Below are 17,381 nucleotides of genomic sequence, written 5' to 3'. Positions count from 1 at the left end.
TTACTCTTTCTCCGAGAATTGTAATGCAAGTGAGGCAGCACCGATAACCCCGGCTTCATTGCCTAACTCAGCAAGTTTGACTTGCGTGCTAGTTCGAACTTCTGGGAAAGTAAATTCTTCAAAATAAGTTTGAACACGGCTGCGTAAAAATTCACCCGCTGCAGAAACGCCACCGCCAATTACGACACTAGACGGATTTAAGGTATTTCCTACGTTTCCGATGGCAAGACCTAAGAAATAACATACTCGATCCACTACCATCAACGCAAACGGATCATCTGCTAGGGCATAATCAAATACATCTTTACTTGACACATCTTGCCCATCATCGATTGCTTGTTTCAACTGAGAATCACCTGCATATTCTTCTGACATATGACGAGCAACTCGAACAACGCCCGTTGCACTAGAAACAGTTTCTAAACAACCACGTTTGCCACATGTACATTCAAAACCACCAGGGTCAACCGTTACATGCCCAATTTCGCCAGCACAGCCGTTTACACCATGCAGTAAGTTACCTTCTGCAATAATCCCGCCGCCAACGCCCGTTCCAAGTGTAATGAAAACAACATCAGGATTGTTCTCCCCAGCACCTTTCCAGCGTTCACCTAAAGCCGCCACATTGGCATCATTATCTAAAACAAAAGGAATACCCGTTGCTTCTTCAATTTGTGCTTTTACATTTTGTTTTTTTGTCCAATTAAGATTGTATGCTCCGATTACTGTTCCTTTTTTTATGTCTACACTACCTGGAGTGCCCATGCCGATTCCGATAAAATCTTTCTGTTTCATTTCATAAAGAGAGATTCGGTGATTGATTGATTCGATGATATCCGGCACGATATGACGTCCTTCATCCAGAATATTGGTTTCAATACTCCACTTTTGCTGAACATCTCCATCCGTTGTTAAAATCGCAAACTTAATCGTTGTTCCGCCTAAATCAATCCCAATCAATTTCTTGTCCATTTACTCGGTTCCTTTCTCAGTTGCTCTGCTTTCTTCAATTCGATGTTCTCGTTGCAAAACACTCCTCGCATGAAGATACGTGTCTCTATCAATTAAGTGACCTTCGTAAATATTTTTCAATTCAATCATCATCAACTCAATATCATAAATTCTTGCACCTACATAAATGTAAATACCGAATTGTTTAAATAATTGCTGTACATCATATAGCGTTTCCATTAAATGCACTTCCTTATTATACAAGTAAACCGAATTTTTTAAAACCCAAGACTAGACAAACGCCCAACAAAAATACAAAAATGATGCCAGATATGATCCGTTCATGAATATTGAACTCTTCTGAACGATCGGGTACCGCTAAAGCAGATGCTACCAAAAGCCCACCGATCAAGCCACCGATATGACCCATGATATCAACCGAACTGCTAAATAAGTTAAAAACCAAGTTGATTCCAATAAATGTTGCATAACGTTGAACCATAAATGAGACTGCTGGATTATTTTTAAAATGACGTCCTAAGATAACAAACGCTCCAAATAGTCCAAACAAAGCAGTACTAGCGCCTGCTGATATACTGTTTGGCGAACCAAACGTAAAACTAATAATATTTCCAGACACACCACTTAATAGATAAATGAGCAGATAACGCCAGTGACCGTAAATACTCTCAACTTGTGAACCTACATAATAGAGTGTCACCATATTTACCACAAAATGCAACCAACCGATATGCAAAAACATCGGTGTGAATAAACGCCAATATTGATCTAAATAAAGAATCTCTACCCTAGACATCGCACCCCAACGAATCAGAACCTGACTGTTCTCTGAGCCACCTGACAGTTCCATTCCTAAAAATACGATTGTAGTGATGCCAAGTAACAGATACGTCACGAGTGGTTGTTTTAATAGTCTTTTTAATTTCATTTGTGTTTGATAATCCATGAGTTCCTCCTAGCTGATAAATAATCGTTTTACAGGTAAATCAAACGTTTCTACCTGCCAATGTTCTTGCATCTGCTCACTAAATACCAAACTACATGATTCCCCTTTATACTGTTGCAGGAAACGATCGTAAAACCCACCGCCAAAACCAATTCGAAACCCCTCATGTGTAAATACAATTCCAGGTACAACGACTAAATCGATTTTTTCAGCAGATACAACAGGTGCCGAAATAGGTTCAGCCACACCAAATGCTGACTTTTTGAATTTCGTATCAGTCGTTACAGAATGAAACGTCAACTGTCGCTTACTACCAGCAATCGGCATTAACATATTTTTCCCTTCCAACCAGCCTTTTTCAAGTAAAAGATGTGTATTAAATTCAAAGTCTAGTGGTTTAGTAATCGCGATGGTTTCTGCACTCTGCCAATAAGGATCATTGAATAATGCTTGGCTGATCTCTTGTTCTTTTTGCTCTTTTAGTATTGGGTGCTCGTGAAGCCATTTTAAGTTTGCTAAACCTAGTTTCCTCAATCGTTCTTTTTCCACGTTCATCCCTCCACACAGTAAATCGCTTTGATTTATAACGCCTATATCTTTTTAACCTTCCCTTGTAGTTTATAGAAAAACCCACTAAATAGCAAACAGATTTCTAGTCTTTTATATCTGCATCAAGTCTTTTTTGCAGCCAAGCGCCGATTGCTTTATAGACCTCAGTTTTTTCATTTTCTAGTAAAATTTCATGACGCAATTCTGCAAATAACACGAGCGAAACATCTTTGATTCCTGCTTCGTCTAATTCTTTTGCCACTTTTCTAGCTCCTTTGCCAAAATCTCCTACTGGATCTTGCTCACCACTAATCACTAAAATGGGTAAATCCTGATCGATATTCTGTGCCCAACCTTCACGATTCGCTCCATCAACTAAACGGAATAAGGTATAAAAACCATTATTTGTGAACGTAAAACCAGTTAATGGATCATTTTCATATTCTTTTACATTTTCTTGATTTCGGCTTAACCAATTGAAACGACTCTCTTCTGGAAATTGCTTACTAAAAGAACCAAAAGCCATATGATCCAGCCATTTATTTTGTTTTTCTGGCGCCGTTAGATTTAACCCTTTTGTTAAAGACAAAGCTAAAGACAACATGGCAGCATTTTTACCTGTTCCCATAAAAATAGCTCCGCTGATTTCAGATCTATACAATTGTAAATAATTACGTAACGCAAATGAACCCATACTGTGGCCTAGCATAAAATGTGGTAAATTCGGAAAGTTTTCTCCAATCCATTCTTCGACCTGATGAATATCATCTAAAACAAACGTTACAGGCTCTCCTTTTCCGAAGTAGCCATGTTTTGGCTGATCATGTAGAACAGACTCCCCGTGACCTAAATGATCATGACCGACTACAACAAAACCCACATCATTTAAATACTTCGCAAAATCATGATAACGTTCGATATATTCTGCCATTCCATGAATGATTTGTACAGTTCCGATTGCCTCGCATGTAGGCTCCCAACAGATAAAATGACTCATTGTTTTTTGATCGGATGACAAAAAAGTGTTGTGTTTCATACTCTTACCTCTTCTCAATTGATACTATTTATTATAAAGTATTCTGATTAAATGAAGTAGTCAAATGTGCATTTTCTTTTTTTATTATGTTATAGATGTTGAAAGGTGCAACTGATGAACATTCAATCGATTAAAACTGAAAAAAACCTTTACGATCATCAAAATAGGATCATAAAGGCTTTTTTATTCTTATGTTTGAAGTGTAATCACTGGATTAATCGACTGATCGACAACAATTTCCTCTGTTCCATACCGTTCGCCTAAAACATATTTAGCCATATGAATCGTTCGATCGCTCATTCTCTCTAGATTAGATGCAATATCAATAAACAAAACACCATCAGCCGCACGACCTTTTCCACTATTCATAATAGAAATATATTTTTTGCGCAGCATTTTGACCATCTGATCAATTTGTTTTTCTCGACTTAACATGTGAGCTGCCATTTCTTTATCATCGTTTTCAAAGACGATTAAAGAATCTCGAATATTTTTAAGAACTTTTTCAAATAAATCTACCACATCTTCATCATATAAAATCAGTGTCTCACGCTCGGAAACTTTACCTGCTTTTTTCTCTTTGGCTTTTTGCCTCTTTTCAAGATGAATCGCTTCATTGAGATTTTGAATAATATTACGACAATGATCGCCAATTCGTTCTAAATCCTTTGTTAACTCTAACATCATTGTTTGTTCATGACTCTCAGAAATCGTTAGCTCCGTTGCCGACAGTTGCACCAAGTATTCTGTTAAGCGATTGTCCGTATCATTGATCGCAGTCTCATACTGGCTCGCATTTTCCTTATCGATACTGTCTTGTTTTGCATAATAAGATTTTGTTGCTTCAAAGGCCCCTAAAACATACTCGCCCATTTGAAGTAGTTCGATTTTCGCTTGATTCAATGCTAATGTAGCTGAATTTTGAATAATCGATTCATTCAGATTAGATGGTTTAAAATCAATACTTTTATCCTTGCCAGGAATCATTTTCCGCACAAGCCACTCGATTTTATCAATAAACCAAAATTGGATCAATAAATTAGAAATATTAAATAACCCGTGGGCAAAAGCAATTTGCATTGCAGGTTTTAACTCGAGCCAACTGGATAGACGCACAACCACCGCTGTAAATGGTGTCAGCAATGTTGTAAAAATAACGGCACCCACTAAATTAAATATCACATGTGATGCTGCTGTACGCTTAGCAGCAAGACTGACACCTAATGCTGCAATGACGGCAGTGATAGTTGTACCGATATTATCTCCAAACAAAATTGGTAAAACTGCTTCAATTGCTAGACTCCCTTGACTGTATAATTGTTGTAAAATTCCGATCGTTGCACTTGAACTTTGCAAAACCATCGTAAGTATAGTTCCGATCCCTACGCCTAAAATAGGATGATGTGAAACATCCACCATTAAATCCGCAAACTGAGGTAACGTACTCAATGGCGCCATTCCTTCACCCATTAGCTTTAGTCCATAAAATAGACAACCAAAACCAAACAAAATTTGCCCCACATTATTGATTCGTTCTCTTTTTGAGAAGAACAGTAAAATAGAACCTACACCAATGATCGGCAACGAATACGAACTCAAATTGAACCCAATGATAAAAGCCGTCACTGTCGTTCCCACATTTGCTCCCATGATCACCCCGATAGCTTGGCGCAACGACATGAACCCTACACTGACCAATCCCACTGTTAAAACTGTAGTCCCCGAACTACTTTGAATAATTGCTGTAACAATCATGCCTGCCAATACAGACCTGAGCGGTGTCGATGTAAAAGTGTTCAAAATTTCCCGTAACGAATCACCTGCAGACTTCTGCAGACCATCCCCCATATACTTCATACCAAATAGAAAAATCCCTAATCCTCCGAGAAAAGGAAATAACATTTCTTGATAGGACACACCTGTTCCTCCTTTATTTTAGAAGCTGATTACGCTCGTTCAATCTTGACTAAAAAATAGAAAAATCGATTGTAATACTCTTTGTCACCTCAATCCTATTTAAGGGTACAAAAAAACAGCCCTCTTGTAAATAAAATATTTGTTTTTTCACACTAAAATTAATGTTGTCCTAATCAACCCAACAAAAAAAGAGGGTAGGAGATACCTCTACAAGCCATCTTCCCCCTCAAGGAATTTGAATAAACGGTGGGAGCAGAAGCAATCTCTTCGGAAATAAGCTTCTGTCCCAACCTCTCGTAAACTTACAATAAAAATCAAACCATCAACATATAAACACCAGAAGCCACTACCGCACCGACTAAAGGTCCAAGGATTGGAACCCATGAATAACGCCAATCCGATTCTCCTTTAGTTGAAATCGGCAAAATTTGATGTGCCAAACGAGGACCAAAATCACGCGCAGGATTGATCGCATATCCTGTAGGTCCACCTAGAGATAAACCAATCGACAAAATCAACGCTCCTACAACTAATGGATTTAACCCGTCTGTAAAATTGTGTTGTGAAAATGACAGTAAACCTAACACTAAAACAAATGTTCCAATCACTTCCGTTACCATATTCGCTGGATAATTACGAATCGCAGGACTTGTAGCGAACGTCCCTAAAATCGCTCCTTGATCTTTTGTTACTTGCCAGTGTGGTAAGTAGGCTAACCAAACTAAAACAGCTCCTAGAACTGCTCCTAGTACTTGCGCTAAAATAAACGGTACAACTAAGCTCCATTCAAAACTTCCCGCCATTGCCATCGCAACCGTCACTGCTGGATTCAAGTGAGCAGGTCCCATATAGCCTGCAACGTATACTGCAATTGTTACTGCCATTGCCCAACCAAACGCAATCACGATCCATCCAGATCCTGCGGCTTTACTTTTCTTTAAATTAACTCCGGCACAAACACCGTCTCCTAAAAGAATCAATATCATCGTCCCTAAAAACTCACTGAAAATCTGTGTCATATTTGAAGTATCCATTTTACTTCTTCCCTTCTTTCAATGCACTCAAATCAGATTCGGCAATCAATTGATTTAATTCAGTTGTGTAGTCTTCTAGTTGTTTTTCGGTCCAATTATAATAATGACTCATTTCAGAAATAACCCCTCGTTTGACTTCATCCAGTGTATCTCTCATGAATAATAAGTGGTTCGTTCTACGGACAAGATAATCTGCTGGTGTCAGTATCATCTCATTATCCAACGCATAATGGAGCGCCAATGTTTCAGCTAAACTTAACCCTGTTACTGGTTCAGTCGTAGCAATTTTTTCAAATAGTTCGGTTACATTTGAACCGTATAAGTGAGCTAGATACTCAGATTCTTCTTGATCCAACCCTTTTTCTACACCGATTTTCGCAAGATTAGTTAGTTCTTCTTCAACATTTGCCACATTAAGATTTCCGCCAGAAACAGGGTATGTTTTAGAATCAATCAACTGAACGTCACGATTAAATTCTTCTTTCAAAATTCGTTGAATCTCTTTCAATGCCCCTTCCGCCATTTTACGATAATCTGTGATTTTCCCTCCTGATAATGTCAGTAAACCATCCTCTGAGCGTTCCAATAAACTGCCACGAGAAACTGCTGAAGGGTTTTCTTTGCTTTCAGCTAGTGATTCTTCTAAGTGATTCAATACATTTTCAACATCAAAACGCGTTGCTTGTTGATGTTTATACTTATCAACAATCTCGATTACTTGATCGAAGCTTTCATCAGAAACTTTGCCATTATTGCCACCGTTGTAATCTGATCCACCATTTTCTGAAATCAGTGGTCTAAGGCCTGCCCAGCTTGCTTCAATATCGTCTATGGTCACATTGGCTTTAGGATAATGGCTATTGACGATTTCCAACAAGTAATCGACATCTTCTTGTGTAACAGTAGGATGTTCATAATCCCCAGTATAATCTGTATCCGTCGTGCCAAAATACGTTTTCTTTTCTCTAGGAACAACGAAGACCATCCGACCATCATGTTTACCTGTATCAAAATAAGTTGGTTGTGGTACGTGTAATTTGCTATTGTCTACAACAAGATGGACCCCTTTTGTCGGACGCATTTGCGGCACTACATTTTCTTTTGTATCTAAACCTCGCACTTTATCAGACCAAGGCCCCGTCGTATTGATAACAATTTTTGCTTTGATGTCAAACTGTTCACCCGTCAGCAAGTCTTCTGCTTTTACGCCAACGATTTTACCATGCTCATTTTGAATAAAGCCTACCGCTTTGACTTTGCTGACCATCAAACCATCATCAGAAGCCGCCCGTTTGATATTTTCGATAACAAGACGAGCATCGTTATTTCTAAAATCGAGGTAAACACCGCCACCTTGTAGCCCCTCACTTTTTAATTGCGGTTCCCGTTTTAACACTTCCTCTTTTGTTAACGTATAATTTTCATATTTTGTACCGATCACATTCGCCAAGCGGTCATATAAATCCATTGCAACTTTGACAGAAAACATATTAAACGTTGCTTTGGGCTCATCATAAATCGGTAAAAGCATTGGGTCTGGCTTTGGAATGTGAGGCGCTATCGCTTGAACGACAGCACGTTCTTGTACCGTGTCCGCCACAACTTCTACATCAAAATTTTTCAAATAACGAATCCCGCCATGGACTAATTTCGTTGAGCGAGAAGACGTTCCTTCGGCAAAATCTTGCATTTCGATCAACCCTGTTTTCATACCAGAAGCGCTTGCTTGTAGGGCGACGCCCGCACCTGTAATACCACCGCCAATGATCAATAAATCTAATTCTTCAGACTTCATCTTTTCAATAGATGTTTGTCTTGTTTTGATTGAAAATGACATACCACTCACTTCTTCCCTTATTTTGATTTATGTTTAAACATTTGTGTAGCAGCGACAGCTTGTTGCCAGCCTTCGTATAAATCATCCCGTTCTTCATCGGACATTTTCGCTTCAAACACTTGTCCATCTTCATAAAATTCTTTTAATTCATCTAAATCTTTCCAAAAGCCAACCGCTAAACCAGCTAAAAACGCAGCACCTAAAGCAGTTGTTTCTAAATTTTGTGCTTTTTGAACAGAAGTGTTTAAGATATCTGCTTGAAATTGCATCAATAAATCATTATTCGCGGCTCCTCCATCTACTTTTAAGATTGGAATCGCAATACCAGTATCTTTTTGCATGGTATCGATGATATCTCTCACTTGATAAGCCACCGATTGCAATGTAGCTTTTACAAAATCCTCTCTTGTTGTGCCTCTTGTCAACCCAAATACAGCGCCTCTTGCATCCGAGTCCCAATACGGTGCTCCTAGACCTGTAAAAGCAGGAACAACGTAAACTTCATTTTTATTATGAGATTCATTTGCTACAGCTTCTGACTCAGCAGCTGTTTGAATCATCTTCAAACCATCACGCAACCATTGAACGGCTGAACCTGCTACGAAAATACTTCCTTCTAAGGCATAATAGACTTTGCCATTGATCCCATAACCAATCGTTGTTAATAGATTATTATCAGAAAGCTGTGGCTTTTCACCTGTGTTCATGACAATAAATGAACCTGTACCATACGTATTTTTTACCATTCCCGGTTCAAAAGCCATTTGTCCAAACAACGCAGCTTGTTGGTCACCTGCCATACCTGAGATCGGAATTTCACTACCGTAGAAATGATAGTTTTTCGTCAACCCATATACTTCAGAATTCGATGTAGCTTTCGGTAACATCACACGTGGAATGTTTAAAATATCTAAAATATCTTGATCCCAATCTAAATCATGAATATTGAATAACATGGTACGACTTGCGTTGGAATAATCCGTTACATGCGTTTCCCCACCTGTCAATTTCCAAACGAGCCATGAATCAATCGTTCCAAACAACAGATTTCCTTTTTCAGCTCGTTCTTGAGCTCCTTCAACATGATCTAAAATCCAACGAATTTTCGTTGCGGAAAAATAAGCATCTACGATCAATCCAGTTTTTTCATGAATTAACTCACCATGACCCTCTTCTTTTAACTGATTGGCGATAGATGAAGATTGACGAGATTGCCACACGATTGCATTATAGATTGGTAATCCTGTTTGTTTATCCCAAACGACCGTTGTTTCCCGCTGATTGGTAATACCGATGCCTGCGATATCAGAAGGCTTAACTCCTGATTCAATCAAGGCACCTGCAATGACTGATTGAACCGAGTTCCAAATTTCATTAGCATTGTGTTCGACCCATCCTGCTTTAGGAAAAATTTGAGTAAATTCCTTTTGAGAACTCCCGATATTGTTGCCTTTTTTATCAAAAATAATCGCTCTTGAACTAGTCGTCCCTTGGTCGATTGCCATGATATACTTTTGCTCTGTCATAATGATTTCCTCCCTATTTTAAAAGCGTAGTGGGCTTGTTTAGCTTCGGCTGATAAATAAACCCCGTAATGAAAACGCTCTATTTTATATATTAATAATAATCGCAAATCGTTTCCTAAAAATGTCATATTTTTTTTTATTTCAAAAATAATTGAAGGTTTTTGCTTCTTTCTTTGTCCTATCGACGAAAAGCCCAAACCAAAACAACGCACTCTTTTGGTTTTTGGGCTTTTTCACTCAATTCATCTTTTATTGTGTAATGCTCTGATTTTCTTCCTAATTTGATTGATATCGTAAGTTGAGCCTAACTCGGATAACACGTATACTTCCTTTACTGAACGATATACATTCGGCTTCATAACATTTGTGATCATCAAATCATAGCTTTTTTGGGCATTGTAAGTTTCAATCGTTAAGCCATTTAAATTCTTCAAACTCAAAACCAATACTTGCGTCATAACTTCTTTATATAAGTGGTCCATCTTTAAATCGATTCCAATTCGAGTTTCACCAACAATGTCAAAATCAATAATTGCCAGCACACTAAGATATTTCACTAACGACCATTCATGTAAGCTATTGCCTTTTTCATAATGACGATCAAAACATTCCAAACTTTTATCTAAAAGCACACGGGAGAAGTCCGCCAACTGATGACTGGAAAGACTTTGTTCTTTCTGCCAAATATTCTCGCGATCAAATAACTCCAACTCTCCTTTAAAAAAATAGAGCCGACTATGAATTTGAGAAAAATAATAGAAGATTTTTTTCTCCAGATCCGGGAAAAATTTTTTTGGCCGATAATATAAAATCACATGCTCCAACACGAATGTATCCGCTAATGAAGTCGGTGTACGTCTACCTCGAATCAAACTATACTCAGCGAAATCCGATTCAGCCAAAACGGACATACTCATTAAAAAAATATAATGCAATAGGCTTTCTTCTTCATCGATTTCAAGTGGATAGCGGCTAAAGAAACGCAAAACAAAAGAGCGCAATGTTTTAAAAAAAGGATCCTGTTCGTATCCCTGACTCTTACTAGATAATCCTTTGTACTCTTTCGGCTGTACCGCAATTCTTTTTTTACTGATCGTCAGCCACAAACTAATCTTCAATTTGCCTTGTTCTTCAAAAGAAAGCGATAAAGCTTTTTCGAGTGCTTCAATGATTCTTGCATTTTGAATGGTCAATGTTTTTTCTTGATGTACATCATAAGGCGTCAAAAACCAATAAATTTGAAAATAAAAATAGCGGATTTGCAACTCTTCCCCTTTTAGCTGACCATTACGAATTTTAAGATCAAATTCTTTTACTATTAAATTTAACTCTTTGATCTTTCGAAATAACGAAGATTCACTGATCATAAATTTTGTAGTGAGCTGAACGATCGTAAATTCTCGATAATGAAATAAATAATCGATCAATTGAAATTTGACTGATGCGCGGACATAATCATCCAAAACCTTACTAACTGAAAAATGATCAGACAAGTGAATAGCCACCCATTGTCCATCATAAAAAAGGGAACAGTCCTTTTCGTAAGGTTTCAAGTAATAACTTAATTCCTTCAAATCACTTTCTAAAGAAGCCTTTGAAACCCCTAAATAATCTAGCAACTCATGATCTGCAATTCGACCGCCAGCCAAAATTACTTTCTTTAAAATCCCGATTTCTCTTGCTTCTTTCTTATCTAATAATTCTTCAATTTTCATCCGTATCACTCCACAATCCTTCAAATCCTAACTGATTCGTGATGTCAATCACGTTGGAATAATATGGATGATACAAGAAATCTTTTTGATAAAGCGCTTCAAGTTTTTGACCCATTTGAATACCAAGTGCTAGTGTGTTGATTTTCTCTAAAATATTTGCTTTGGAAATTAATTGTGCTCCCAAAATTTTGTGGCTCTCTTTTTCAAAAATAATTTTTCCACAAATTTTTTCACATCCTGAAAATTGAGCACTTTTTTGCTGAACATGGGCAACAGCAATTGACTGCCCGTGAAAGAGCCCCTCTGCTTCCGTCAACCCAGTACTTGCGATATAATAATCAACAAGTTTTGTTCCAATCGTTCGAAGCGAGCCGACAAATGGTGTTGTTGGTTCAACAAGATTTTGAGCTACAACTAAGCCAGCTCTAACCGCATTATTCACTAAAGGAATGTAAAAAGAGTCCTTTGACACGCCATACTGGACCTGAATACAGTCACCGATTGCAAAAATATCTGTTTGAGAGGTTTGCAAGTACTCATTTACAAAAACAGTCTGATCTGTATGCGTTTGAATAGATTCATCCAAATAGCCTAGATCCGGACGGACATTCATCGCAAAAATCGCACTATCACATAACAGTTTAGATTTCTTTGTTTCAATCAGTAGACCTTCATCTGTGTCGATCGCTTTTTCAACCATTTCATCAAAATGAAATACAACACCTCGAGACTCCATTTCGGCTTGTACTGGTCGTATCATCTCCTCATCGAAATACTTGAATAATAAATAATCCATCCGCTCAAAAAGATGCACTTCTTTTCCTTTTTTCAACAGCATATCTGCTGCTTCCCCACCGATTTGTCCACCACCGATCAAGGCTACTTTATCACTCCTTTCCAATCGTTCAATAGCTTGTAAAACGCCAGGTAAAAATTTATATTTTAATACCTTTTCTGAATCACTACCCAGAATTTTCTGCGACCATTGACTAGAACCTGTCGCTAAAATCAATTTATCGAAAGACATAAAAAACGTTGCTGCTTGTTTTTCATACTTAACGATATACTGTTTCGAATCCATACTGACCACTTTGGCATTTAACAACAAAGAAATACCCTTTTCTATTAATTGTTGTTCTGAAATAAACTCTGCAGTTTGAATAGATTCGCTTGTTTTATTAAAATACCGGTTGATTCCTCCCGGCAAATAACCAATCGTTTCCTGTTTCTCGATTAAATGAATTTCTGCAACGGGGTGTTTTTTTCTAATAGCCAAAGCAGCCGACACGCCAGCAAAAGATGCACCAATGATCACAACTTTCATAGTAAACCCTTCCTTCTAAATAAAAAAAACGCTTTCTTAAAGAATAGCATACGCTTGGTCTAATCGCATAGAATTAAACTGATTTACTTTCCGTTTTTATAAAAAAATCCGTTTACCCACATCAAGGAGAGCAAACGGATCCATTATGTTATTCTTTGTCTTTCATAAAATTCTGAATCGCTTCAGCATTCGTTTGTTCATCTAATTCAATCACGCTTCCAGATTCAGTATAATCATTGAAGTTCCATGACCCTTCTACGGGAACAGATAGTGATTTTAATGGTTTCACTTTTCCAGTTAGAAAATCTTTTGCTAAATCGATTAGAAGACTTGTGGGTACATTTGTATCGATTTTTCCGACCATTTTCCCTGCTACTTGTGGTAATTCCCAAATTGGAATCAAATCTTTAGATTGCTCTACTAAAGCATCCATCACCTGTTGTTGACGTCTGATCCGACCGAAATCGCCTTCTTCATCCATTCTAAAACGAGCATACTGCAGTAAACTATTACCATGTAATGTTTGTTTCCCTTTAAAGATATCCACACCGTCTAAATTAATATCTTTTTCAGCGTCAATCGTTACCCCTTTTGGATAAAGCTCGTCAATAATATCACTAAATTCTTTAAAATCCATGACTACATAATAATTGATTGGTAAATCAAAATTCGTTTTCAGCACGTCTTTTGTCATTTGTGCACCACCATATGCATATGCGGCGTTTATTTTATCTTGTCCGCCATCTGGAAAAGTTACATAGCTGTCTCTCATAATCGAAATCAATTTAGGCTGCTTCGTTTTCCCATCATAGTGCGCTACCATAAGCGTATCTGAACGCCCTTGGTCTTCATCGTCATCTCTTGAATCATTTCCGACGATCATCACAGTCAACTCTTTATCACTTGCTTGTTCATCACCAGTGAAATTCTGGTTCTTATTGGACAATGTTGATTCACTTTCTTCCTTGGCTGTTTGGAATGAAATGGCTGCATAACATCCTACACTGACAACGACAAGAAGAATAGATAATACCGTGATAATCACTATTTTTACAGATTTCTTCATTGGTTATTCCTTTCTATAGCTCCGCTAATTCATTGGATAAAAACAAAAAACTTCACCAAGAGCACTCAGCGAAGGGATTAGACTATAGGCGTTTAAATTGATGACATTTGCCATTTATTTAGAACGTACCTTACTCTTCTCTTCGTTGAGTTTTAGCACTATATAACGTAAAAAGCATTGCTTTTAGCTACTTTGAAAAACGCCTTAATTCGACGAATTTTGTCCTACCCATACCTGTCTTTCGACATTACTGAGCAGTAGCCTGTGTTTATATAGGAGCCTCACCTAACAAGTATTTAATTCATTTTAAACTATAATCGTATCGAATCACAAAGTCAAATTAAATTTGATAGACGTTATCCAACTTGTGTAGTTATGTTCCTAAACTAAACCGACTCTGTGCTTGTTCCCACGGTAAAATCCACGCTGGCTAATAAATCGTTTCACTAAAAAATCTTTATATTTTCTTAAAAAATGACTATCCAACTAAAAAAAAAACTTTAGATAGACATTCTTTCTTTTATCTGTTTCAATGTTTAAAAGACCCAACTTTTGGAGGCTATAAATGGACCATTTTTTAGAAAAACAGCAAGAGTATTTTTTTAACTTTTTAACAGACAGCATTGACAATTTTTTACTAGATCATTCCGATGAACGATTTTATGCATTTGCTTTGGACTGCAATATTTATGAGGAAGGTGAAATCAACTTATGCTTTAATACAGTAGACCTTTGGCGAGAAACAACCAGTTATTACGCAACTAAAGGCTACACTAAAACACAATTGGAAGAAATGAAGTACAATTCCGGTGATTGGGATGAAAATCAGCGATTTGCCTCTCTTCATTTATTTGATGATTGGGTAGAAGATGAACAAGATATTGAGGTAGTTCTTGAATGGCTTTGCCAGCAACTCATTCTTTTGACCGATAACGAAACATTTAAACGAATCCCAAAAACAGAAGACTTCAAACTGCTCGTTTATGATCATGATGAAACGCCAGCCGACTCACAAGAACGATTTGAAAAAATAGGCATGTCAGATTTTTTTCAAATAGAATAGCGAAAAAGGAATCAGTAAAACAGAAATCTGTTTGCTCTGATTCCTTTTCCTTTTTCTTAGCTACTAAAATTATGTTCTATATTATTGGCTATAACTAATCAAGTGGGATTTAAACAGGATCAAGACAGTGAATTGAAAGGTTTGGGAGACGTTAACATTATATACTACAAATAGGAATTCCACTATAACAGACGTGTTATAAACTTAAAAAAAAAGAGAGAAGGAATAAAAATGGGTATCACACAAGCACAAGGTGTACAATGGGCAAAAAATTCAATTGGGAAAGCATATGACTATGATAAAGCTGCTGGGGTTCAATGTTTTGATTTAATCAATCAATATGGGCACGATTTATTTGGCGTTTCTTTTTCTGGAGCATATGCAAAAGATTTGATGCGAACAGGTAATGTTGGAGGCTTTCGAGTCATTCCAAATACGGCAGGATTTTTGCCATTACCAGGAGATATTTTTGTTTATAATAATGGTTTTGCAGGTCATACTGGAATTGTTGTAGGATCAGTAACAAGTAATGGATTTATAGGCGTAGATCAAAATGGCCGAGGAAATAACGATCCCTGCACGCAACGTACATTTAATTACAATAGCTTTGCAGGGGTCGTACGTCCGCCTTTTACAGTTACACCACCATTTCCAAGTAGAGCCTGTAAGGTTAAAGTTGGAAATATTGTTCGACTATTAGGTAGCGCAACAAATGCATCACCATGGTCATCGAATGAAAAAATTCCAGCTAACGTAGTTAATCAATACTATAAAGTAGAACAGATACACAAACTTAACACAAAAGTGGGCAACTCAGAATATCAAGTACTGATTAACTCCAATGCAAGTACTTACCGAAAATGGATCTATGAACATGATCTATCCCTTGCTCCAGCACCTAAATTCAAAATTGGAATGAAAGCTCGTTTAAGTACAGGAGCAACAAATGCAAGTCGCTACTGGAGTAGACGTATTTTGGAAAAAAAATACCTTGGGCAAGAATATGTAATTCGTGACGTAAATGCAACAGCTGAATCACACAGCCCCTATCAATATTTAATTAACAATAAGTCTCTAGGTAACTTATGGGTCTTAGAACAAGACTTAGCAGATCGGACCATTCGCTATATTACAAAGGAACCTTTTATGGATCAAACACGTAACCAAAATGCCGAAATGAAAAATGGCTCATTTTATAAAATCATTATCAATAATATTGGACTTGAATCCAGAGCCAAAAAAATGGCTGAATTTACGAGACTAAAAACTTGGCCTATGTTGACAAATGGGAATGTCTTTTTAATTGAATACCCAACACACTTGATGGTCAAAGTTGTAGGTGTTAAACCAGAGTGGACTAATACCTTTAAATCGGAATGTTTAAGACTAACTAAAGGGCAAATATCTAACTACAATGGAAGAGATATGCAAGTTGTTTTACAGACAGATAAAAAATACAACTGGATTGAAATTGATAATTTACCCAAAAATTGGGAAGCAATCAGCAATCGTTTAAGAAGAAATTTACGTGAAAGATTCTGTCAGTCTTTTCTTTCTACACGGATTTCTTACGTAAAACAAGGGGATGGAAACTTCTATCTCCAGATTATAAATATCGAAAATCATGCACGAGCAACTGAAATTGCAACTAATTTGAAAAAATGGTTTCCAGGAGATACCAATGAATATACGAATGCTCAGATATTTTTACAAAAATAAGCTCTTTGATTACAATCATTAAATAGCATAAGAAACAGAGTCTTGATGTACTACCTTCAAAAGCTAAACTTTTAGGGCATCACATCTGGACTCTGTTTTTTTATTTAACCTAAATCCCAGTTGCTTCTCAAATCTTTTTAAAACAAAATTCTAATTCTTCTACTTTAAAAATGGTTCCTAAAATATCATTCACTTTCTTCACTAATTTTGTTTCAACGATGATTTGATCTTTTGTTTCAATTTTTACAGAATCAGTTGAATACGTCAAAAAATCATATTCTTCTTTAAGCGTAACTTGATACTCTTCTTTTTTATATAACGTATAATCATCGATTACATCCATCTGATATTCCCGTTTGAATCCATTTTTTAGTGCAATCGCTGATACTAAATAATTGACCGTCAATGCTTCTAAAGAAATTGCTTGATCGTCTATCGTCAGAGTATATATTTCATCTTCAATAATTCCGCAGGCATTACAACCTCCATCTAATAAATTCACGGTTTTACTAATTATCGCTTTTTTCATTTTTTATAGATCCTTTCTTGCACCTCTATCTTTTTTACTTATTATAGCAAAAACAAAGGAACAATAAAGTAACTAATTGATTTTAAGCGTTATAGTAACTCATTCTATCGAGGATAGATGGAAATCAATATAGAAGTTCAAATAAAAA

General features: G+C 36.9%; 15 protein-coding genes and 1 riboswitch. Of the genes, 2 read left to right on the top strand and 13 right to left on the bottom strand.

The features are described 5' to 3' along the window. The 12 genes from IGJ34_RS03555 to IGJ34_RS03500 all read right to left on the bottom strand — a co-directional run bounded on the left by IGJ34_RS03555 (position 1) and on the right by IGJ34_RS03500 (position 13,922). Positions 1 to 972, bottom strand: coding sequence for an ROK family glucokinase (locus tag IGJ34_RS03555; RefSeq protein WP_430598135.1), 972 nt, complete (start codon positions 970 to 972; stop codon positions 1 to 3). Beyond that, a complete protein-coding gene (locus IGJ34_RS03550; protein WP_010760500.1) occupies positions 973 to 1,191 on the bottom strand; it encodes a YqgQ family protein in 219 nt (72 codons plus the stop codon). A gap of 16 nt (positions 1,192 to 1,207) precedes the next feature. After that, entirely contained in the window at positions 1,208 to 1,918 is a 711-nt protein-coding gene (locus IGJ34_RS03545; protein WP_069653356.1) for a rhomboid family intramembrane serine protease, read from the bottom strand. Between the two features lie 9 nt (positions 1,919 to 1,927). Then, positions 1,928 to 2,473, bottom strand: a complete 546-nt coding sequence (locus tag IGJ34_RS03540) for a 5-formyltetrahydrofolate cyclo-ligase (RefSeq protein WP_430598134.1) — start codon at positions 2,471 to 2,473, stop codon at positions 1,928 to 1,930. Positions 2,474 to 2,570: 97 nt separating this feature from the next. Then, positions 2,571 to 3,503 (bottom strand): alpha/beta fold hydrolase, encoded by a 933-nt coding sequence (locus IGJ34_RS03535; RefSeq protein WP_430598133.1) that lies wholly within the window; start codon positions 3,501 to 3,503, stop codon positions 2,571 to 2,573. Positions 3,504 to 3,692: 189 nt separating this feature from the next. Beyond that, entirely contained in the window at positions 3,693 to 5,420 is a 1,728-nt protein-coding gene (locus tag IGJ34_RS03530; RefSeq protein WP_069653353.1) for a Na/Pi cotransporter family protein, read from the bottom strand. A 314-nt stretch (positions 5,421 to 5,734) separates the two neighbouring features. Next, entirely contained in the window at positions 5,735 to 6,454 is a 720-nt protein-coding gene (locus IGJ34_RS03525; protein WP_069653352.1) for an MIP/aquaporin family protein, read from the bottom strand. A 1-nt stretch (position 6,455) separates the two neighbouring features. Further along, positions 6,456 to 8,291 carry a type 1 glycerol-3-phosphate oxidase gene (glpO, locus tag IGJ34_RS03520; RefSeq protein ID WP_430598132.1) on the bottom strand — a complete coding sequence of 612 codons (1,836 nt, stop codon included), beginning with the start codon at positions 8,289 to 8,291 and terminating at the stop codon, positions 6,456 to 6,458. A gap of 17 nt (positions 8,292 to 8,308) precedes the next feature. Next, complete coding sequence (glpK, locus tag IGJ34_RS03515; protein WP_111247384.1) at positions 8,309 to 9,817, bottom strand: glycerol kinase GlpK; 1,509 nt, start codon at positions 9,815 to 9,817, stop codon at positions 8,309 to 8,311. 242 nt (positions 9,818 to 10,059) lie between these two features. After that, a complete protein-coding gene (locus tag IGJ34_RS03510; protein ID WP_069653349.1) occupies positions 10,060 to 11,532 on the bottom strand; it encodes a helix-turn-helix domain-containing protein in 1,473 nt (490 codons plus the stop codon). Then, positions 11,522 to 12,856: an FAD-dependent oxidoreductase gene (locus IGJ34_RS03505; RefSeq protein ID WP_430598131.1), complete on the bottom strand. Its 1,335-nt coding sequence runs from the start codon at positions 12,854 to 12,856 to the stop codon at positions 11,522 to 11,524. Before IGJ34_RS03505 ends, IGJ34_RS03510 begins: the two co-directional genes overlap by 11 nt. Positions 12,857 to 13,004: 148 nt before the next feature. Then, positions 13,005 to 13,922 carry an LCP family protein gene (locus tag IGJ34_RS03500; protein WP_069653347.1) on the bottom strand — a complete coding sequence of 306 codons (918 nt, stop codon included), beginning with the start codon at positions 13,920 to 13,922 and terminating at the stop codon, positions 13,005 to 13,007. Between the two features lie 131 nt (positions 13,923 to 14,053). Beyond that, positions 14,054 to 14,222: riboswitch (M-box (ykoK) riboswitch) on the bottom strand. A gap of 265 nt (positions 14,223 to 14,487) precedes the next feature. On the opposite strand from IGJ34_RS03500, the gene IGJ34_RS03495 reads away from it, so the two are divergent. Then, the gene (locus IGJ34_RS03495) at positions 14,488 to 14,985 is read left to right on the top strand and encodes a DUF4303 domain-containing protein (RefSeq protein ID WP_206838153.1); all 498 of its coding nucleotides are present in this window, start codon (positions 14,488 to 14,490) and stop codon (positions 14,983 to 14,985) included. A gap of 231 nt (positions 14,986 to 15,216) precedes the next feature. Next, positions 15,217 to 16,704 carry a hypothetical protein gene (locus IGJ34_RS03490; RefSeq protein WP_430598130.1) on the top strand — a complete coding sequence of 496 codons (1,488 nt, stop codon included), beginning with the start codon at positions 15,217 to 15,219 and terminating at the stop codon, positions 16,702 to 16,704. 127 nt (positions 16,705 to 16,831) lie between these two features. Here the strand turns inward: IGJ34_RS03490 and IGJ34_RS03485 are convergent, their stop codons facing one another. Next, complete coding sequence (locus IGJ34_RS03485) at positions 16,832 to 17,233, bottom strand: DUF4809 family protein (protein WP_430598129.1); 402 nt, start codon at positions 17,231 to 17,233, stop codon at positions 16,832 to 16,834. Positions 17,234 to 17,381: the final 148 nt, after the last annotated feature.

This window comes from Enterococcus sp. AZ177 (assembly GCF_050544585.1).
Classification (GTDB): domain Bacteria; phylum Bacillota; class Bacilli; order Lactobacillales; family Enterococcaceae; genus Enterococcus_L; species Enterococcus_L plantarum.
Note: the sequence above shows the minus strand (reverse complement) of the source record. Positions and strands in the feature narration are given on the sequence as shown.